Origin of the sequence: Streptomyces sp. NPDC006261, assembly GCF_040613515.1 — a bacterium.
Taxonomy (GTDB): Bacteria; Actinomycetota; Actinomycetes; order Streptomycetales; family Streptomycetaceae; genus Streptomyces.
In genome coordinates this window covers 1-18,734 of record NZ_JBEXSI010000088.1, presented here as the reverse complement: position 1 = coordinate 18,734, position 18,734 = coordinate 1, and the positions used below count along the sequence as shown (strand labels likewise).

Below are 18,734 nucleotides of genomic sequence, written 5' to 3'. Positions count from 1 at the left end.
TCACGATGTGGGCCCGCGTCTCGGACGGCATGATCACCGCGTCGACGTAGCCGCGCTCGGCCGCCACGTACGGGTTGAGCAGCGCGTCCTCGTACTCCGCTGCGGCTGCCGCCGCCACCCGGCCGCAGGCGGCGGAGCGGGAGTGCACGACGTTGTAGGTGTTGCCGTCCACGGAGGTGGCAACCGCGTTCACCCGGGCCTCGGCCTTCTTGCGGCCCTCGGGCAGCTTCTCCTCGGCCAGGTTGCGGTGGGCGTCGTACGCCTCCTTGCTGGCCCACTGCGAGTAGGTGACGACGAAGGAGCCCTCGAGGCCGCGGGCGCGCAGGCCCTTGAGAACGACGAGCGAGCGGAAGCCGGGGGCGTCCACGATGCCGGCCTGGCCGTTGCCGAGGGCGTCGATCAGCTCGGCCTGGTTCTCCTCCGCGACACCGAAGACGGCGATGGCGGTGTGGACGTCGACGTCCGGGCCGATCTCGACGACGCCGCCGAGCTCCGGCTGGGTCAGGACGTGGGCGACCTCGTTCTGGAGCAGGCGGATCGAGGTGGTGATCTCGCCGAAGACGGGGAGCGTACGGTGCTTGAACTCCTCGCCGGAGTAGCGCTTCTCCAGGTCCTCGCCACTGCGCCACTGGATGAAGTTGGCGGTGCCCGGGCTGTCGACGCCCGCGTGGACGGTGGAGGACATCCAGCCCTCGTACGTCGCCGCGTCGACGATCTTCGTCATCTCCTGGATCAGCTTGTCCTGCTTCTCGGGCGCGTCTGTGGTGAAGAGGTTGAGAACGGTGAGGTGCTTGTCCTCGAGGGAGATGCTGGGCATGATTCTTCGCTTCCTTTGGGTGACTACTGATGTGGCCGGAGCGGAGCGCGTCAGTTGGCGGGACCGAACCAGCGGGTGAGGGCGTCGTTCAGGGCTTCGGGCCCGGCGCCGGAGGGCGCGACCCAGGCCACGTAGCCGTCGGGTCGCACGAGGATGCCGTCCACGGGGGAGTCGCAGTCGATCTGGTCGGCGGCGACCACGTCGACGCGGTCGGCCCAGCCGGCGGCCGCCTCGCGCAGGCCGTGGTCGCCGCCGAGCTCCAGGAGCACGGCGCGCCCGGCGTTCAGCAGCGCGAAGGCGGAGGTCTTCTCGCCGTCGACGACCAGGTCACGGTCCGGCAGGCGCCGGCCGGCCAGCGGGTGGTCGCCGCCGACGTCGTGGCGGATGTCCAGACCGGTGACCATGCCGACCAGGTGGCGCCGGACGGACTCGTGGTTCTCGACCAGTTCGGCGAAGACCTCGCGCATCGGGGTGATCTCGTCGCCGCCGAGGTAGAGGATGCGCTGGGCGAGGGTGTTGGTCAGGATGCGGGCGCCGACCGGGTGCCGCTCCGAGTGGTAGGTGTCGAGGAGGCCTTCGGGGGCCTTGCCCTTGACGTCCAGCGCCAGCTTCCAGCCGAGGTTGACGGCGTCCTGGACTCCCGCGCTCATGCCCTGCGCGCCGATGGGCAGGTGGATGTGGGCGGCGTCGCCGGCGAGGAAGATCCGGCCCTTGCGGTACTCGGCGGCCTGTCGGCTGACGTCGGTGGTCGAGCTGACCCAGTGCGGCGTGGCGCCGCTGATGTCCTCGCCCGACAGCCGCTGGAAGGCCTCGGCGACCTCCTCGAAGGTGATCGGGTCCGGGCTGGTGCGCAGCGGCTCGTTCCGGTCGAAGTAGATGATGCGGCTGCGGTCCGGTCCCATCGGGAGGACCATGACCATGCCGCCGGGGACGCGCTCGCCGCTGAAGCGGGGCCGCAGAGCGATGCCCGAGATGTCCGCGAAGCGCAGTTCGAGCGTCGGCGCGGTGCCCGGGAAGTCGATCCCGGCGAGCTTGCGCACGATGCTGCGGGCGCCGTCGCAGCCCACGACATGGCGGGCGCGCAGCCGGACGGTGCCGTCGGCGCCCACGGCCTGGACGCTCACGCCGTCCTCGTCGGTCTCGATCCCGGTGACCTCGACGCCGCGGCGGACCTCGGCGCCCAGCTGCTGGGCCCAGCCGCCGAGAACGCCCTCGGTGCGGGCCTGCGGGATGCCGCGCGCTCCGTACGAACCGCCCTCGAGCACCTGGTAGTCGAGCGGAACGCCGCCGAAGTGACCGAAGGGGATGACGCCCACTTCGCCGAACCGGGTGATGAGGCCTCGCTGGGCGAATTCCTCGATGGTCCGGGCCGAGAATCCAAGCGCCCGCGACTGCTGCATCGGCTCGGACAACTTGTCCAGGACGACGACCGAGACTCCATTGAGCCTCAATTCGCCTGCGAGCATGAGTCCGGTGGGACCGGCTCCCACAACAACGACGTCCGCATCAAAGGAGTTCATTTTCCCTCTTCCCGCTGGTGTTCGGCCAGTATTGCCAAGACCCTTGGCGGCCGTAAATAGGGATCAGTGCAGGCCTTGGACAACAAATGCCAGAAGAGGCGCCGGGAACGTCAAATCTTTGACAACCGGGCTTGCCGCGGTAGGTGTCGGAGACGGCATTCTCAGAGGTATGACCTTCAATCAAATCTCCGACGAATCCTCGACCGGATCTGCGGTGGAATCCGGCGCTCAGGTCGCCTCCCTGCTCGACCGTTACCTGCTCTCCCTCGATGACGAGGAGATCGACGACGTGTGGGCGGCCGGTCTGTTCACCGAGGACGCGGTCGTCGCGTTCCCGATCAGCCGGCACACGGGCATCGAGGGCATGTCCGCGTACCACCGCGCGGCACTGTCGGCCTTCGCGGCCACCCAGCACCACGGCTCCCCGGCCCTGGTCGTACTGGAAGGCGACCGGGCCACGCTGCGCGCCAACCTGATCTCCACGCACGTGCACCACGCGCACAACGCGCTTCCCCAGGGAAACCTGGCGCCGCTGTTCACTACGGGGACCTTCGTCAACGGCGAGGCCCGCCGCACTGCCCGGGGATGGCGGCTGAGCCTGCTGTCCTTCCGGCTGCTGTGGGCGGACGGCGCCCCGGCGCCGGCGCCCGCGGCGTGAGGTCGCCTGCCCCGGACAGCGACGCGTGCGGTGGCGCCGGGAGACTCCCGGCGCCACCGCACGCGTGTGGTCTGCGGTTGTCCTGCTCCGCGGGCGCGGCGCCCGCGGAGCGCGGCTCAGGCGTTGAGGCTCAGCACGCGGTCCACCGTGATCTCGACGACCACGCGGCCCGGCGGGTTCGGCGGGGCCGACCAGTAGCGCCTGGCGTACCGCTTCGCGCCGAGGGCGATCCGCCCGGGGTCCGCCACGACGGTGGCGGTGCCCTCGAGGGTGACCCAGGTGAAGTCCTGCACCTGGCAGAGCGCCACCCGGCCGCCGGGAGCGGCCAGCACGTTGCGCGCCTTGCGCGAGGAGATGACCGTCATGACCCGCGCGAGGCCGTCCGCCGCGTCCCAGGTGAACCGTACGGGCGCCACGTGAAGGCTTCCGTCGGGCCGGACCGTGGTGAACGCGGCGACGTGCTGCGTGTCGGTCAAGAACGCCTCGACCGAGGGCGACACCGTCACGGCGGGCGGGAGCGGCTTCGACAGCGGCATCGTGTGGGAGTCCTTACTTCCGCCGGGTTCTGGGTGCCTGGAAGCTTTCGCCGAAGCGGCTGCGCAGGCCTGGGGAGGCAGCGTGGCACAGCGAACTCGAACACCACCGGATAAACCCTGGGCGCCTGGTCGAGAGCAGCTCGCGCGGGGGCCCGCCGGAAGTAATTCAGTCGATGCTCCGGACGATGGTGAATTCGCCGTCGTCCTCGTCCGCACCGGCCAGCAGAAGCGGCGGGGCGATCCCCACCGGGACCATTCCGGAAACGGCCTCTTCTCTGTCCCGGAATTCTTCCCTGCCATACTCCATGGAGCGCCTCCTTCGTGGTAGGTCGCTCCACGGTGTCAATATTCGCTCGGGCCCCGGTCGACGGCGGATCGGCCGCCGGTCGAGCGCCGCCGAGGCCGTACGGCCTTCGGGGCCGCCTTGCGGGTGGCGCCCGGCCGCCGCCGGGCGATGCTCGGCGGTTCCTCCCCGCCGAGCGTGGCCAGTACGTCGGCGACGGTCGCGTCCTCGTCGGTGGCGGGCAGGTGGCGCAGCAGCCGGGCGCAGTGGCCGATCAGCCGGTCCGCCTCGGCGTCGGAGATCCGGGCCCGGTCGTGGACGGCGGAGAGGGCCAGCGAGCCGTCGACGCCGCGGTGGGCGAGCAGGGAGACGGGGAAGACGTTGTGCGCGCCGCTGGCGTGCACCGGCTCGAAGCGGACGCCGACGGCGGCGAGTTCGGCCCGCAGCCCCACGGACGGGCGCGGGGCGCTGTCCAGGGCGACCAGGCTCTCCAGCAGCTTCCGGCCGGCCGGGCGCCCGGTCCACTCCTGGATCTGGCCGGTCGCGACCCATTCGTACGCCGCCATGTCCAGCGCCCGGTCCCGCAGGGCCGTCAGCAGCCGGCCCAGCCGGTGTGCGGGGTCGACCTGGACGGCCATCGGCAGGCAGTTGCGTATCGGCCCGAGCAGTCGCTCCACGGCGTCCAGGGTGATGCCGCGCCCCGAGACGGTGACGCCGAAGCCCACCGGCGCGGGCCCGCTCTCCCCGGCCGCGCGGTACAGCAACAGCGCCCAGACGGCCTGCAGGACACTGGAGTCGGGCACCGCCCGGGCGGCGGCCCAGCGGTGCAACCGGGCGGCCTCGGCGGCGCTCAGCCGTGCCTCGGCGCGACCGTTGCCGCTCTCGCGGGTGCCGGGGCCGGGCAGGGCGGGCAGCACCGCGGGCGCGCCGCCGGGCACGGCCCGGGCCCAGAAGTCCCGAGCCGGGGCGGCGTCCTGCTGCTCGAGCCAGTGCGACCAGTCACGGATGTCGGGCCTGCGCTCACCCCCGGGCAGCACGCCGTCGGCGAGATAGGCCCGGCAGAACTCCTCCAAGAGTACGAACACGCTCCACGCGTCCAGCAGCGCGTGGTGGAAGGTGAGCAGTACGCGGGTGGCGGGCAGGGCGCCGCCGGGTCCGGCGTGCGGGCCGGGCGCGCTCGCGGGGACGTCGACGAGGGTGACGCGCAGCGGGCCGGGGCGGCGCAGGTCGAAGCCGCGCAGCCGGTCCCGCTCCAGCAGTTCGTCCCAGTCGGCGGTGCCCGCCGGGTGCCGGACGACCTCGGCGCGGGCGCGGGCGTGGAAGACCACGCGCGGGCTCGCCCCGGTGTCGAAGGCCGCCCGCAGCACCGTCTCGCGGTCGATGACGGACTGCCAGGCCGAGGTGAACCGTTCGGTGTCCAGCGGCCCGCGCCAGCACCAGGAGAACTGCTCGATGTGCCGGCCGGCCCCCGGGTGGTCGAGGAGGTCGAGCAGCAGGTCGTGCTGCTGCCGGGTCACCGGTACGGACGGCAGTGCCGGGCGGGCGGCGGCCGCGGCGGCCCGGGTCAGGGCGGCGCGGGTCAGGGCGGCCCGGACGGAGACGGCGCCTCGACCGGCGCTGCCCCGTACGGAACGTGGGCGACTCGGCCTCGCCATGGTCACCCTCCTCGGTGCGCGCTGTCCCCTCCTGGCACGGGCCCCCTCCGGTCACGGGGCCCCGGGGAGCGAAGTGGCGTGCCCGAGGGCGCGGTACTCCCTGGCCCATCGTGGAAGAGGGCGCTGTCGGTTGCCTGACAGAAGGCTGACGCGGCTCGGGAACCGCCGGAGAACTCCTCGGCGCGCACCTCAGCCACGAGGCCGGAGCGGTCCGGGGGCCCCTAGGGGGTGTTCGGCTCCGCCGCCGTACGGGTCATGGCGGACAGGAACCCGCGGTCGAGCATGGTCTCCACGGAGGTGTCGCCCGCCGTGCTGAGCCCCGCGTCGTGGCAGGCCACGCTGAGCACGTAGCGGCCCATGACGGGATGGGTGGCGAACCCCCACTCGCCACGCGTGGCGGAACTCCCGTCGGGGGCGAGCAACCGGCCGTCCGCCCCGAACCCGAACTCCTTGAAGCCGAGGCGCAGTCCCTGGCCGAGCGCCTTGGTGTAGGCCTCCTTGCGGGTCCACAGCTCCAGCGCGTGGGGGATGCGCCGGTCCTCGGGCAGCTCGGCGATCTCCCGGGCCTCGGCCGGTGTGAGCATCCGGGCCTCGAGCAGGTCCAGGCGTACGAACCGGTCGGCGAGCTCCACGTCCACCCCGATCCGGCCGGTCCGGCTGAGCCCCACGGCCATCAGCTCGGCGGTGTGGGTGAGGCTGAGCTCGAGCTGGTCGAAACCGCGCAGATAGGGCCGGCCGCCCAGCCGGTAGGCGAGGTCGAGGTACTCCGGCCGGGTGCCCAGGGCCGCGGCGGCCATGTACTTGGTGAACAGCCGGGAGGCGGCGAACCGGTAGCGGACGGCCGCGTCGGGCGTACGACGGTAGCGGTCCAGGTCGCGGCCCAGCAGCTCCCGCAGCCGGGGGTGGGTCAGCACGCTGGGCAGCCACTCCCCCCATGTCGTGTAGACCACCGCGTTGCCGAGCTGGGACAGGCTGTCCTGCACCCCGCGCCAGGGACCGGTCGGCCGTGGCACGTGAAGAGGTACGGCACATGTCACCTGGTCCATCGTCGTCTCCCTGCGTGTCGTCCCGCCCGGCCCGCCGTGCGGGCGCCGGGCTGCGATGGGCCGGGGCGGCGGTCACCCGCCCCGGCATGTCCCGCCGCTCCGCGTCAGCCGGCGAGCCGTGTCCCGTACAGGTCGAGGCTGCGCCCCTCGCGGCACCGTCCGAGCACCTCCGCCAGGACGGTCTGCGCCGCCTCGGCGGGCACCTCCGCCACGGTGGCGCCGAGCCTGCGGGCGATGCGGCCGAGGGCGAGCACCGCCCACGCGGGGTCCTCCAGGAAGGAGCCGTTGCCCGCCTGCCCCTCCCAGACACCGAGGCAGGCGGCGGCCGCCAGCACCAGGGCGTAGCGGTCGGCGAGCGCGCAGGCCTGCGGATCGAACGCGGCCTCCCCTGAGGGGGACAGCGCCGCGCACCGGGCGCGCAGCACCCGCAGTTCGTCGGCGAAGGTCTGGGCGAGAGCGGCGAGAGCGGCATACGCCGGCCCCCGCGCGTGCCGGGTGGCGAGCCGTTCGGCGGCCCCGATCAGCGTCGCCGTGAGCAGGTCGTCGGTGCCGAAGTGCGCGAGCCTTCGGTGGTCGAAGGGCGGGAGCAGGGCACCGGGCGTGAACAGTTCGGGCGGCGGCTCCGGGGTGCGGAACCAGGCCGTACGGGCCAGGGCCGGCAGCTGGGGCACCAGCACCGCCTGGCAGACGGCCGTGCCGGAGTGTCCAAGGCCGGCCACGGGCAGGTCCCGGGCGAGCTTCTGGAAGCCGCCGTAGAGCGGCCCGCGGTCGTAGCCCCGGGCACCGAGCACGGTGGCCAGCTCCTCCAGGTCCTCGCGCAGCAGGTCCGGCATCATGTACTTGACGGCCGCCGCGAGCAGGTAGGCGTCCTGCGGCAGCAGGCTCAGGGCGCGCAGCCCGGTGACGGCCATGGCATCGCAGGCCAGCAGATCCGCGAAGACGCCGGCGAGCACCTTGTGCCAGCGGCGCGCGGGCTGCCCGCCGGGCCGGTCCTCGATGGCCGTGCGCACGGCCTGGCGCAGGACGCTGTCGACGCCCGCGAGCACCGTGCCCGGGACCAGGCAGTGGCTGATCTGGAAGCTGCGCAGCGCCAGTGACACGCCCTCGCCCACGGAGCCCACCAGAGCGGACCCGGGCAGCGACACGTCGGTGATCTCCAGCCCGGAGAAGCGCGCGCCCCGCATCCCCGGGGTCTCCACCCGCGCCAGGCGGCGTACCTCTCCGGAGGCGGGCGGCTCGGGTCCCAGCAGCAGCACCGAGTGGGTGCGGGGACCGTCGTCGGCCGCCGTACGCGCGTACGTCACGAACACGTCCGCGCGGTCGGCGTTGATGACGGCCTCCTTGCGTCCGCCCAGGAGGAAGCCGCCGCCGGGTTGCGGGGCGGCGGTGAGCTCGTGGCGCAGCATCGCGTTGGCGTGCGCGACTTCGCGGTGCACGATCGAGACGCGTCCGCCGCCGAGCAGGACCTCGGCGAGGGCCCGGCGCTGGGGTGCGTCGCCCGCTGTCCACACGGACGAGGCGGCGAACAGCGAGGTGATCCCGAAGCCGTAGCCGAGCGCGAGGTCGCGGCGGAAGACCGGCCGCAGCACCCGGGCCAGGCCCTCCAGGTCGGTGAGCCGACCGCCGAGGTCGTGGGGGACGAACTCGGCGGCGAGCCCGGCCCCGGCGAGCAGCGCCTCGGTGGCCTCGGGGATCTCGCGGGCCTCGTCGGCGCGCAGCAGCGCCAGATACCCGTGCGGGTTGGCGGGGTCGAACGGGTCGCCGAGCGCCGCCTCCAGGCGGGCGGCGCGGTCGGGCTCGGCCGCACCACCGGCGAAGGGCCGCGCCGGCGCGGCGGCCGTGGGCGCCGGGGCCCCAGGGAGGGGAGCCGCGTCCGCGAAGGCGGTCACAGGACGCGTACCGCGCCGACGGCGTACTGCGCGGCGTGGTGCAGCACGAGCAGTCCGGCCCTGCCGAGCGCTTCGCGCACATGCTCGCCCACGGCCGGCCCGGGGTTCTCCTCGCGCAGCATCACGGTGTGCCGGGCGGTGACGTTGACGCCCGACTCGTCGGGCTCGACCGACCATTCGCCGGTGTGCGCGCTCAGCAGCGGAGAGGTGCGCGTCTGCTTGTAGAGGATCCGTCCCGCGCCCGGGAAGCAGATCCGGACCGACTCGGTGCTGTGGGCGCTGCCGTCGGTGGAGAGACTGCCCATGGACATCACCTGGACACCGGGTGCCTCCTCCACCACCTCCAGCGTCCGTACGTGCGGCAGTTCGCCGGGCCAGTCCTCGGCCCGGTAGAGGAAGTCGAAGATGAGCTCGGAGGGGCCGTTGACCCGCACGGTGTCCTCGAAGGACAGCACGAGGCCGTCCAGGCGCGTCCAGCGTTCGGCGAGGGCGGCCAGCTCGTCGAGCTGCTGACGGCAGTTGGCGCCGGCGGTCCGCTCCAGCCAGGCCACGTCGGCGGGTGAGTCCCCGGCGACGGTGAACGTGTACTCCAAGGTCACCCGGGAGCGGTCGCCGAGCGGCTGCACCGTCCAGACCCCGCTCATCGACCGGGCCGGGGCGGCGGGCAGGTCCTGGACGAACTCCACGCGCCGGGCCGCCACGTCCAGGTGGCGGGTGGAGACCCAGGAGATGATCCGGTCACCCGCGGTGGCCCACATGCGCAGGCGCTCCCGGACCCCGTCGAAGTCCAGCTGTTCCACGTGGACACAGGGCCGGAAGAACAACGGCCACCGGGTGGCGTCGGCGATCAGCCCGTACAGCACGTCGGCGGGGGCCGCCGCGGTCACCTCGTGGACCGCTCGGCGCACTCGCGCATCAGGCATCTTCCACACCCTTCATGATTCGAAGCGGCGCCTTTGGTGGGCAGGTCCGCTTCCGTCCCCGGCCGGCGCGTCGGCAGCCGACGGCCGTGTCCACGACACTGTCCGGAACCGCTCGCGATCCGCACGGGTCCTGCCGGAGCGCCGCTCGAGCCGCCCCCGTGCCCTCTCCACCGGGGTGGGGCCCGCTCCGGCGGGAGCCGACCGCGGCGCGAGGGATCGTCGACCGCCCCGGTGGACGGTGGGCCCGGCGAACTGACGTGAAGGAGTGATCGCGATGCACAGGACGACGCCCGGGCAGGCCGTCTGCTCGTGCCGGTACGTACTCGCCCTGTGGGGCGGCCTGGCCTCCCTCAGCCTGCTGTACGCACCGGGCGACCTGCCGCCGGACGGTTGTACGGAGGCGGAGGACAGGCGGCCCTAGAGAGAAGCGGGCCCGGTCGCCCGCAGCACAGCGGCCGCGTTGAACCCGCCCCGCCCGCGCGCCAGCACCAGCGCGGTGCGCATCCCGGGCAGCGCGCGCGGGCGGCCCGTGACCAGGTCGAGCGGGCAGTCGTCCGCGGCCCGCCCGGTTCCCGTGGTCGGCGGCACCACCCGGTCGCGCAGTGCGAACAGGGCCGCGGCCAGGTCCAGGGACGACCCGCCCGCCCCGAGGCGTCCGGTCATCGTCTTGGGCACCGTGACCGGCACCCCGTACGGCCCGAACAGCGCGGCGATCGCCTGCGCCTCGGCTCGGTCGGACGTCCGTTCGCCCGCTCCGTCCGCGAACACCACGTCGACCTCGCCCGCCTCCTGCCCGGCGTCCGCCAGGGCCAGTTCGGCCGCTTCCCGCAGCCGGGGCCGGTCCGGCCCGTCGAAGGTCGACGCGCAGCCGGCGACGACTCCGTAGCCGGCCACGCCGCGCCGGGCCGCCTCCCGCGCGTTCTCCAGGACCAGCAGGGCGCCGCCCTCACCCACGACGTGGCCGTCGGCCGCGTCGTCGAACGGCAGGTAGGCCCGGGCGGGATCGGCGGCGGTGCTCATCCTGCCGTCCGCCAGGTGCCCGGCCCAGGCCCACGGGCACAGCATCGAGTCGACGCCGCCGGTGACCATGAGGCCGGCCCCCTCGCGGATCCGGCGCCGGGCGCGGGCGAGCGCGTCGATGCCGCCCGCCTGCTCGCTGACGATGGTGGAACCGGGGCCGCGCAGACCGTGCCGGATGGAGATCTGCGCGGTGCCGGCGGCGGGAAACCAGGCGAAGGACTGGTAGGCGCTGACGTGCTGGGCGCCCCTGGACCACAGCGCGGCCAGCCCGCGCTGGCCGAACTCGACGCCGCCCGCCGAGCTGGCGGTGATCACCCCGGCCCCGTACTCGGACAGCGTCCGCGGGTCGCAGCCCGACTCCTCCAGGGCCTCCTTGGCCACGGCCAGCGCGATGCGGGTCACCCGGTCGGTGGAGGCCAGCAGCCTGCTGGGGATGTGCTCCTCGTCGACGAAGCCGGGGATCTCCCCCGCGATGCGCACCGGGTAGCCGGAGGCGTCGAAGCGGGTGATGGGCCCGATGCCGCCTTGGCCGCGCAGCACGGCCTCCCACCAGGCCCGGGCCCCCAGGCCGTTGGGCGCGGCGACGCCGATGCCGGTGACGAGCGCCTCGTGGGGAAGCCCGTCCCACGAGGCGCCGCCGGGCGGATGCGCCGTGGTGCCGGTGTACGGGTCCGGTACGGCCCGCGGGCTCACGCCGCCTCCTTCAGCCGCGGCCGGGTGAGGACGGTGGCACTGTGGAAGCCGCCGAAGCCGCTGGCGACGCTGAGCACGGTGCTGGTGCGGTGCTCCCTGGCGAACAGCGGCGTGTAGTCGAGGTCGCAGGCCGGGTCGGGTTCGCGCAGGTTGGCCGTCGGCGGCACGGTGTCGTGCTGGATGGCCAGGACGCTGGCCACCACGTCGAGCGCGCCGGCCGCGCCGAGCGCGTGTCCGATCATCGACTTGATGGAGCTGACCGGGATACGGCGGGCGTGGTCGCCGAGGCCGGCCTTGAGGGCGTTCGTCTCGTGCTGGTCGTTGTGCCGGGTTCCGGCGCCGTGCGCGCTCACGTAGTCGATGTCGACGGGGTTGAGCCGTGCCTCGTCGAGGGCGGCCGAAATGGCGTGGGCCATCTCCTGGCCGCCCTCGCGCAGCCCCGTCATGTGGTGCGCGCTGCTGTACGAGGCGAAGCCGGAGAGCTGGGCGTAGGGGCGGGCGCCCCGCCGGCGGGCGTGCTCCAACTCCTCCAGGACCACGACGGCCGAGCCCTCGCCGAGTACGAAGCCGTCGCGGGTGCGGTCGAAGGGCCGGGAGGCCGTGGCAGGGTCGTCGGTGCGCGGGCTGGTGAGCCGGATGCGGTCGAAGCAGGCCATGGCGATCGGGGAGATCGGAGCCTCCGTACCGCCGGCGATCATCACGTCGGCGCGGCCTTCCCTGATCAGGTCGGCGGCGTTCCCGATGGCGTCCAGGCCGGAGGTGCAGCCGCTGGAGACGAGGCTGACCGGTCCCTGCGCCCCGCTGTCGCGTGCCACCGCGGCCGCCAGCGAGCTCGGTACGAGGTAGTCGTACAGGCAGTCGACGGCCTTGGTGTGGTCGACGGCCCAGGTGCTGCCGTAGTCGCTGAGGATGGCGTACTGCGTGGCCAGGCCGGTGGTGCAGCCGACCGCGCTGCCCAGGCTCACCCCGGTGCGCAGCGGGTCGCGGCCGGCCGGGCGGTCGCCGAGCCCGCTGTCGGCGATCGCCTCGCGCGCGCTGACCAGTGCGAACTGCGCCGCCCGGTCGAGTTGTTCGGTGTCGGCGAGGGTGAAGCCGTGCGCGGCGGAGTCGAAGTCGACCTCGGCGGCGACCTGCGAACGGTAGCCGGAGGCGTCGAAGAGGGTGATCCCCCGGGTCGCGGTACGGCCCGATGTCAGCAGCGACCAGAACGCGCCGGTGCCCACCGCACCGGGCGCGATGACGCCGACCCCGGTGATGACGACACGCTTCACCGGCCGCCTCCCACCGGCAGCGCGGCGACGTGCTCCCGGCAGGCCTGTCCGATGAGCCGCGGCAGGTCGGTGTCGCCCGCGAAGAAGTGGTCGCCCTCGACGGTGCGCGCCTCGATGGTGCCGGTGGCCCACTGCTGCCAGTCCTCGAGGGAGTCGGGCGCGGCCAACGGGTCGTCGCTGCCCGCGAAGACCAGTACGGGAATGTCCACCTTGCCGCCGGTGACGGGGTCCAGGGCCGCCTCCCGCAGCGACCTGGCCAGGCGCAGGTCGTCGCGGAGCACGGGCAGGACGCTGCGGTGCCACAGCCCGCCGGGGGCCGCGGCGGCTCCGGGCGGCAGGGAGCCCAGGTGGCCCAGGAGCGGCAGCAGCTGCTCATCGCCCTGGTCGGCGGCGCCCACCAGGGCGGTCGCGATGTGCGGGGGCAGGCAGGCGCCGACCGCGAGGAACAGCGGGGGCGGTGCGTCGACGTGGGCCAGCGCCCGGGTGAGGGTGTAGGCGACGAGGGCACCCAGGCTGTGGCCGTACAGGGCGTACGGGCCGGTGTCCGCCGTCTCCACCAGGGTCGGGAGCAGGTCGGCGAGCAGGCCGGCGCGGTCGGTGACGCGCGGCTCGCGCCTGCGGCTCTCGCGGCCGGGCAGGGGGAGGGCGACCACGTCGACCGCCGGCCCGACGGCAGCGGGCCAGCGACGGTAACTCGCCACCCCCGCGCCCGCGTGGGCCAGGCAGTGGAGCGTGACCCGCCCCTGCCCCGCCTCGTCGACCGCCGTCAGGGAAGCCATCCGTCCTCCTCCTGGGAAGCTGTGTGCGGCGCGATCGCCCCCACGGCGCGGTGGTGGTCGCGGCGCGGTGGTCGTCCGGCGCCCGCTCGCGGCGCAGGCGTCCACAGCCTGAGCTTCACCCGTCCGCCTCGAGCGGTGCTCGAGGCGGGCGCCGGGGTTCCGCCCCCGGGTTCGCCCGGTCCACGTCGGCCCCTCAGGCCGCGTACAGGTCGAACGTCGAGCTCCGCCGCGGTCCGGCGACCACGTCCAGGCGCGGGTCGACGGCGAGCATCGCCTGGTGCATCCGCTGGAGCTGAGGGGAGGGCTCCACGCCGAGCTCGTCGATCAGCCGCTGGCGCAGCCGGCGGTAGACGTCGAGCGCGGAGGCCTGCCGGCCGGAGCGGTAGAGCGCCACCATGGCCTGGGAGTGCAGCCCCTCGTGCTGGGGGTGGCGGGCGATCAGGTCGGTGAGCTCGGCGATGAGTTCGACGTGCCGCCCCAGCCGCAGGTCGGCGTCGATCCGGCGCTCGCGGGCGACCAGGCGGCTCTCCTCCAGCCGCATCACTTCGATGTCGAGGATCGGCCCGACGCGTACGTCGACCAGTGCGGGCCCCTCCCACAGCGCGAGCGCCTCGCGCAGGCGCTGCGAGGTGTACTCGTCCTCGCCGTCGTCGAAGGCCTGCCGCCCCTCCGCCAACAGGCGTTCAAAGGTGTGGACGTCGACCGACTCGCTGGGGATCTGGAGCAGGTAGCCGCCGTACCGGGTGGCGAGCACGTCCTTGGCCGAGCCGGGGACGTCCGGGCCCATGGCGGTGCCGAGCATGCGGCGCAGCTGGAGGATGTAGGTCTGGAGCGTGGTCAGCGAGCTCTGCGGCAGGTCGGTGCCCCAGATCTCCTCCATGAGCGTGGGCACCGGGACGATCCGGCCCGGGTACAGCGCGAGCAGCGCCAGGATCTGGCGGGGTTTGCCTGCGGTCGGGACGATTGACATACCATTGACTTCAGCATTCAACGCACCCAGGACTTTTATCTTCATGATTCCCTCCGCACCTTGTCGGTCGCCGTCGGATCTGAGCCAATGATCGAGCCTTGTGCTGACGCCTGCCAGCCGATTTCTATCATTGGCACTGACCGCGAGCGAGGGTAACCATATCCGTTGCCCATCCGCCCGCCAGAAGTCCTTGAGCGCCCCTTGAGCGATTTCCGCAGCACCGGAGCACCCCCTCTGACGCCGCACTGACATCGAGCTGACAAAGGGACCGGCGACCAAAATCCCTCCGGGAAATCCTGTCGGCACCGGCGGCGGTGCTGTTAGCTTTCCGGCCATGGCGACGGAATCGGACGGCACGGGCACCACTGGTGGCGCGGCCCCCCTCATCCGGGGGCTGTTGGGCCGCCTGGCAGCACCTGACGGGCCGGGGCAGGCGAAGGACGGGCTCGGGTGCGGTGAACGCGGAGCCGGCGATTTCCTGCCGGATCTGCCCGATCCGAAGCTGCTGGCCCTGCTGGGCGCCTATCACTGCCGCGGGGTCCAGGTCGGTTTTCCGGAGCTGACCGACACCTCTACCTGAAACCCCCTCGAGGATTCCTCCACGACGCCCTGTGATCTGCTGGTGAATCCCGCGCCTCAGCTATGCGGCGACTAGTGTCCTCCCCGGGAGAAAAAATCCGCGGCTATTCGGAGGAAATGCCGATCCGAGGACCTGTGGCCGCAGACTCATCGAATTACCCCGTGCGAGGACGAGATGGAGTTTCGGATTCTGGGTTCGGTCCAGATCTACGACGACCACGCCGATGTGCGGATCGTTCCCACGGGGGCGAAACAGCGCGCTCTGCTGGGCGCGCTCGTGGTGAAGGCCCGCCAGGTGATGCCGGCGGACCGGCTCGTCGACGAGCTGTGGGGTGAGCACCCGCCCGCCAACGCGGCCAACGCCCTCCAGGCCCATGTGGCGCGCCTGCGCCGACTGCTGCCCGTCCCCGCGCCCGGCTCGGGCGAGCCGCACCACGAGTGGCTGGTGACCCGGCCGATGGGCTACGTGCTGCGGCTGGGCTCCACCGACACCGATGCGCAGCGCTTCCACCGGCTGGTCGCCGAGGGGCGGACGCTGGCCTGTGACGCCCCCGGCCGCGCGGCCGAGGTGCTGCGCCGGGCCCTGGCCCTGTGGCGCGGGCCGGCACTGGAGGGCAGCGGGCGCGGAATGATCTGTTCGTCCGAGGCCCTGCTGCTGGAGGAGAGCCGGCTCGTCGCCCTCGAGACGCTGTACGACGCCTGCCTGCGGGCGGGCCAGAGCGCTGAGATCACCGGCGAGCTGGAGGAGCTGACCACCGCACACCCGCTGCGGGAACGGTTCTACGAGTTGCTGATGACCGCGCTGTACCGGTGCGGGCGGCAGGCCGAGGCGCTGGGCGCGTACGACCGGGCGCGACGGCGGCTGGTACACGACCTGGGCATCGAGCCGGGGCCCGTGCTGCGCGGCCGGATGGAGGCGATTCTGCACCACCAGGACCTCTATCCGGTGACGGCGGGACGGATTCAGGCGACGGCCCGGGGGGCGGACGGCGCCCACCCCTGGTCCGACGGGGCCGCCGGGACGCAGGCGCGAGGACCGCACGAGACGCCCGTCCAGCTCGTGGGCGGCGCGCCGGGCGGCGGACCGGACAGGGCTTTCGAGGAGCCGGGCTCCGGGCAACGCCCCTTCGCCCGGAGCCCGTTCGAGGCACGGGCTGACGCGGTGAGCGTGCACGTACTGCGCGATGAGATCGCCCGGCTCGGCCGCAGCATCGAGCGGCTCTCCCAGGAACAGCAGGCTCTGGCCACCAGGGTCGACCGGCTCACGGCACGCCGCGCTTCGGGCCAGTGAGGCCCCCGGGGCCCTCACGCGCCGCGCCACCCTTCCCGCGCCGTGGCGCGCCGTCCGGCTCAGCCCGCGACGAGCCGCGCGCCTCCAGAGGCCACCGCCACGACCTCGGGACGTGTCATGAGGATCGAGCGCTGGAGCCGGCTGAGCGCCGCCGAGGGCTCCAGGCCCAGCTCCGAGACGAGCATGGTGCGCAGCCGCTGGTAGACGTGGAGCGCCTCACCGCGCCGGCCGGAGCGGTGCAGCGCCAGCATGAACTGTCCGTGCAGGCTCTCGTGCATCCGGTACTGGTTGACCAGGACCGTCAGCTCCGACAGCAGCTCGCGGTGGCGGCCAAGGCGCAGGTCGGCCTCGATGCGCTGGTCCAGCGCGCAGAGCCGGGCCTCCTTGAGCCGCTTGATCTCCATGCCGATCTGGCTGCCGGCCTGGATGTCGGTGAGGGCCGAACCGGTCCACAGCGAGAGCGCGTCGGAGAGACGACGGGCCGCCCCCGTGTAGTCCTCGGCGTCCATGGCCCGGTAGCCGGCGCCCGCTCGGCGTCCGAACTCCCGGTAGTCGACGGTGCCGCGCCGTGTCTCCAGGCGGTAGCCGCCAGGGAGGGTCACGAGGATGTCCTTGGCGGTGCACCGCTCGTTCTCGTCACGGGCCAGCGCCTCGGAGATCAGCTCCCTCAGCTGCAGCACGTAGGTCTGGAGCGTGGTGCGGGCACTGCGCGGCGGGGTCGACCCCCACAACTCCTCGGTGAGTGTCGCCACGGGGACCACCTGGTCCGCGTGGAGCGCAAGCAGGGCCAGGACCTGTCTCGGTTTGGGTGCCGTCGGTGCGATCGACACCCCGTTCTCACGTACCGACAGCGCGCCCAGCACTTCGATGTCCATGTCTCCCCCAAGGTTCGTCCACCGGCCGGTTCCGGCCTGTGTGGTTCCGCTGCCGAGGCTCATGCGTGGCCGGAACCGGCCCCACTCAATAAAAAAACAGCACGGTAGGTTTGTCAATCCTTGAGAGTTCCTCGACCCACAGAACCCACTTTCAGCCACCTCCGTTTCTACCCCTCCGCACCCGGCCTGGCTGAAAAGTTCGCAGGTGAAGGAGGGAGAAATGGAAATGAGCCCGGCCTTGGCGGAAGGCCGGGCGAAACAACGAGGCTGGAAATCGCCGCCTGGTCGCCGTGGCGGCCCGTCGGCGGCGGGCCGCCACGGCGACCAGGAAGGCGACCGGGAAGGCCAAAACAGACTATTTGGTCTGCACGGGAGACCAGGTGCTCTCCGGGTCGAGCACCTGGAGGATTTCGAGCGAGGCGATCGAGGGCAGCAGCAGCCGCCAGAACCCGCTGACCGTCCTGGGAAGGAGCCAGCAGGCGTCCCTGGAGCTCAGCACCTCCAGGCCGACCGTGGCGGCCACCACGGCGATGGCCGCCTGCTCACGCGTCACCTCTGGCCGCAGCTCGCCCCGGTCCGAGGCCCGCTGCAGGGTCTGTTCGATCCACTGCTGCCACTGTTCGCGCAGATCGGTGCCCGGTGGCCGGGCGTGCTCGCTGCTGAGCTCGAACCCGGCCCGCAGCACCACGTCCTCGGTCAGACCCCGGGCAAGCCCGTGGGTGACGTCGACGAGGTATTGCAAGGGGCTGCCGTCCGCACCCGGCCGCGGCCCCTCGGCGATGATCCGCAGCCGCGCCAGCGCGGCGCTCTCGACAGCATCGGCCAGAACTCCCTTGCTGGCGAAGTGGAAGTGCAGCGCACCGTTGCTCACCCCGGCCTGTCTGCTGATCGTGGTGAGCGAGGCTGTCCTGAAGCCGTCGCGTTCGAAGATCTCGGCCGCAGACCTGATCAGCGCCTCGCGGGTGCGAACCGCACGTTCCTGTTTGACCATCAAGTACTCCGTTATTGCGGCGGGTTGCCGTGCTTGCGGGACGGCGTGTCGGCGTGCTTGCTGCGGAGCATCGCGAGGGCGTTGATCAGCGTGGCGCGGGTCTCGGCGGGGTCGATGACGTCGTCGACGAGGCCGCGCTCGGCCGCGTAGTACGGGTGCATCAGCTCGGCCTTGTACTCCTTGACCATGCGGGCGCGCATGGCCTCGGGGTCCTCGGCCTCGGCGATCTGGCGGCGGAAGATGACGTTGGCGGCGCCCTCGGCGCCCATGACCGCGATCTCGTTGGTGGGCCAGGCGTAGGTGAGGTCGGCCCCGATGGACTGGGAGTCCATGACGATGTAGGCGCCGCCGTAGGCCTTGCGCAGGATCAGCGAGATCCGCGGGACGGTGGCGTTGCAGTACGCGTAGAGCAGCTTGGCGCCGTGGCGGATGATCCCGCCGTGTTCCTGGTCGACGCCGGGGAGGAAGCCCGGCACGTCCAGAAGTGTGATGAGAGGGATGTTGAAGGCGTCGCAGAGCTGCACGAAGCGTGCGGCCTTCTCCGAGGCGTGGATGTCGAGTACGCCGGCGAGGGAGGAGGGCTGGTTGGCGACGATGCCGACGACCTGCCCGTTGAGGCGGGCCATCGCGCAGATGATGTTGCGGGCCCAGCGCTCGTGGATCTCCAGGTATTCACCGTCGTCGACGAGCTCCTCGATCACCTTGACCATGTCGTACGGGCGGTTCCCGTCCGCCGGCACCAGGTCGAGGAGGGCCTCGGAGCGCCGGGTCTGAGGGTCGGTGCACGGCACGCACGGCGGGTACTCACGGTTGTTCTGCGGAAGCATCGACAGCAGGAACCGCACCTCGGCGATGCAGGTCTCCTCGTCGTCGTACGCGAAGTGCGCCACACCGCTCGTCTCGGCGTGCACGTCCGCGCCGCCCAGGCCGTTCTGGGT

General features: G+C 72.7%; 18 protein-coding genes and 2 pseudogenes. 4 read left to right on the top strand and 16 right to left on the bottom strand.

The window, feature by feature from the left end; all coding sequences use genetic code 11:
• From ABZ154_RS32705 to ABZ154_RS32695, 3 genes and pseudogenes are all read right to left on the bottom strand, one after another.
• Positions 1 to 100 (bottom strand): annotated as a pseudogene (locus tag ABZ154_RS32705) (carboxyl transferase domain-containing protein); the annotation flags it as partial.
• Positions 101 to 295: 195 nt separating this feature from the next.
• Positions 296 to 685, bottom strand: a pseudogene (locus ABZ154_RS32700) (antibiotic biosynthesis monooxygenase); the annotation flags it as partial.
• 182 nt (positions 686 to 867) lie between these two features.
• On the bottom strand, positions 868 to 2,337 hold the full coding sequence (locus tag ABZ154_RS32695) for an FAD-dependent monooxygenase (RefSeq protein ID WP_356837989.1): 1,470 nt from the start codon (positions 2,335 to 2,337) through the stop codon (positions 868 to 870).
• Positions 2,338 to 2,506: 169 nt separating this feature from the next.
• Here ABZ154_RS32695 and ABZ154_RS32690 point away from each other — a divergent pair, with 169 nt between their 5' ends.
• On the top strand, positions 2,507 to 2,995 hold the full coding sequence (locus ABZ154_RS32690) for a nuclear transport factor 2 family protein (protein WP_356837988.1): 489 nt from the start codon (positions 2,507 to 2,509) through the stop codon (positions 2,993 to 2,995).
• A gap of 116 nt (positions 2,996 to 3,111) precedes the next feature.
• Here the strand turns inward: ABZ154_RS32690 and ABZ154_RS32685 are convergent, their stop codons facing one another.
• The 6 genes from ABZ154_RS32685 to ABZ154_RS32660 all read right to left on the bottom strand — a co-directional run bounded on the left by ABZ154_RS32685 (position 3,112) and on the right by ABZ154_RS32660 (position 9,327).
• The gene (locus ABZ154_RS32685; protein ID WP_356837987.1) at positions 3,112 to 3,531 is read right to left on the bottom strand and encodes a pyridoxamine 5'-phosphate oxidase family protein; all 420 of its coding nucleotides are present in this window, start codon (positions 3,529 to 3,531) and stop codon (positions 3,112 to 3,114) included.
• A gap of 166 nt (positions 3,532 to 3,697) precedes the next feature.
• Entirely contained in the window at positions 3,698 to 3,838 is a 141-nt protein-coding gene (locus tag ABZ154_RS32680) for a hypothetical protein (protein WP_356837986.1), read from the bottom strand.
• 35 nt (positions 3,839 to 3,873) lie between these two features.
• A complete protein-coding gene (locus ABZ154_RS32675) occupies positions 3,874 to 5,469 on the bottom strand; it encodes a condensation domain-containing protein (RefSeq protein ID WP_356837985.1) in 1,596 nt (531 codons plus the stop codon).
• Between the two features lie 221 nt (positions 5,470 to 5,690).
• Positions 5,691 to 6,515, bottom strand: coding sequence for a 4'-phosphopantetheinyl transferase superfamily protein (locus tag ABZ154_RS32670; RefSeq protein ID WP_356837984.1), 825 nt, complete (start codon positions 6,513 to 6,515; stop codon positions 5,691 to 5,693).
• Positions 6,516 to 6,619: 104 nt separating this feature from the next.
• Positions 6,620 to 8,404, bottom strand: a complete 1,785-nt coding sequence (locus tag ABZ154_RS32665) for an acyl-CoA dehydrogenase (protein WP_356837983.1) — start codon at positions 8,402 to 8,404, stop codon at positions 6,620 to 6,622.
• Positions 8,401 to 9,327 (bottom strand): aromatase/cyclase, encoded by a 927-nt coding sequence (locus ABZ154_RS32660; RefSeq protein ID WP_356837982.1) that lies wholly within the window; start codon positions 9,325 to 9,327, stop codon positions 8,401 to 8,403. The genes ABZ154_RS32665 and ABZ154_RS32660 overlap by 4 nt, the downstream gene beginning before the upstream one ends.
• Positions 9,328 to 9,601: 274 nt before the next feature.
• On the opposite strand from ABZ154_RS32660, the gene ABZ154_RS32655 reads away from it, so the two are divergent.
• A complete protein-coding gene (locus ABZ154_RS32655; RefSeq protein WP_356837981.1) occupies positions 9,602 to 9,748 on the top strand; it encodes a hypothetical protein in 147 nt (48 codons plus the stop codon).
• Here ABZ154_RS32655 and ABZ154_RS32650 read toward each other — a convergent pair.
• From ABZ154_RS32650 to ABZ154_RS32635, 4 genes are all read right to left on the bottom strand, one after another.
• Positions 9,745 to 10,938 carry a beta-ketoacyl synthase N-terminal-like domain-containing protein gene (locus ABZ154_RS32650; RefSeq protein WP_356837990.1) on the bottom strand — a complete coding sequence of 398 codons (1,194 nt, stop codon included), beginning with the start codon at positions 10,936 to 10,938 and terminating at the stop codon, positions 9,745 to 9,747. The genes ABZ154_RS32655 and ABZ154_RS32650 overlap by 4 nt on opposite strands.
• Positions 10,939 to 11,036: 98 nt before the next feature.
• Complete coding sequence (locus ABZ154_RS32645) at positions 11,037 to 12,311, bottom strand: beta-ketoacyl-[acyl-carrier-protein] synthase family protein (protein WP_356837980.1); 1,275 nt, start codon at positions 12,309 to 12,311, stop codon at positions 11,037 to 11,039.
• Positions 12,308 to 13,090 carry an alpha/beta fold hydrolase gene (locus ABZ154_RS32640; RefSeq protein ID WP_356837979.1) on the bottom strand — a complete coding sequence of 261 codons (783 nt, stop codon included), beginning with the start codon at positions 13,088 to 13,090 and terminating at the stop codon, positions 12,308 to 12,310. The genes ABZ154_RS32645 and ABZ154_RS32640 overlap by 4 nt, the downstream gene beginning before the upstream one ends.
• A gap of 193 nt (positions 13,091 to 13,283) precedes the next feature.
• On the bottom strand, positions 13,284 to 14,105 hold the full coding sequence (locus tag ABZ154_RS32635) for an AfsR/SARP family transcriptional regulator (RefSeq protein WP_356837978.1): 822 nt from the start codon (positions 14,103 to 14,105) through the stop codon (positions 13,284 to 13,286).
• A gap of 289 nt (positions 14,106 to 14,394) precedes the next feature.
• Here ABZ154_RS32635 and ABZ154_RS32630 point away from each other — a divergent pair, with 289 nt between their 5' ends.
• Complete coding sequence (locus ABZ154_RS32630) at positions 14,395 to 14,640, top strand: hypothetical protein (protein ID WP_356837977.1); 246 nt, start codon at positions 14,395 to 14,397, stop codon at positions 14,638 to 14,640.
• Positions 14,641 to 14,814: 174 nt separating this feature from the next.
• The gene (locus tag ABZ154_RS32625; RefSeq protein WP_356837976.1) at positions 14,815 to 15,930 is read left to right on the top strand and encodes an AfsR/SARP family transcriptional regulator; all 1,116 of its coding nucleotides are present in this window, start codon (positions 14,815 to 14,817) and stop codon (positions 15,928 to 15,930) included.
• Between the two features lie 59 nt (positions 15,931 to 15,989).
• On the opposite strand, the gene ABZ154_RS32620 is transcribed toward ABZ154_RS32625, so the two are convergent.
• The 3 genes from ABZ154_RS32620 to ABZ154_RS32610 all read right to left on the bottom strand — a co-directional run.
• Entirely contained in the window at positions 15,990 to 16,805 is an 816-nt protein-coding gene (locus ABZ154_RS32620) for an AfsR/SARP family transcriptional regulator (RefSeq protein ID WP_356837975.1), read from the bottom strand.
• A 355-nt stretch (positions 16,806 to 17,160) separates the two neighbouring features.
• Positions 17,161 to 17,796 carry a ScbR family autoregulator-binding transcription factor gene (locus ABZ154_RS32615; RefSeq protein WP_356837974.1) on the bottom strand — a complete coding sequence of 212 codons (636 nt, stop codon included), beginning with the start codon at positions 17,794 to 17,796 and terminating at the stop codon, positions 17,161 to 17,163.
• 11 nt (positions 17,797 to 17,807) lie between these two features.
• Positions 17,808 to 18,734: carboxyl transferase domain-containing protein (locus ABZ154_RS32610; RefSeq protein WP_356837973.1), on the bottom strand; the 927-nt coding region annotated here is incomplete at its 5' end.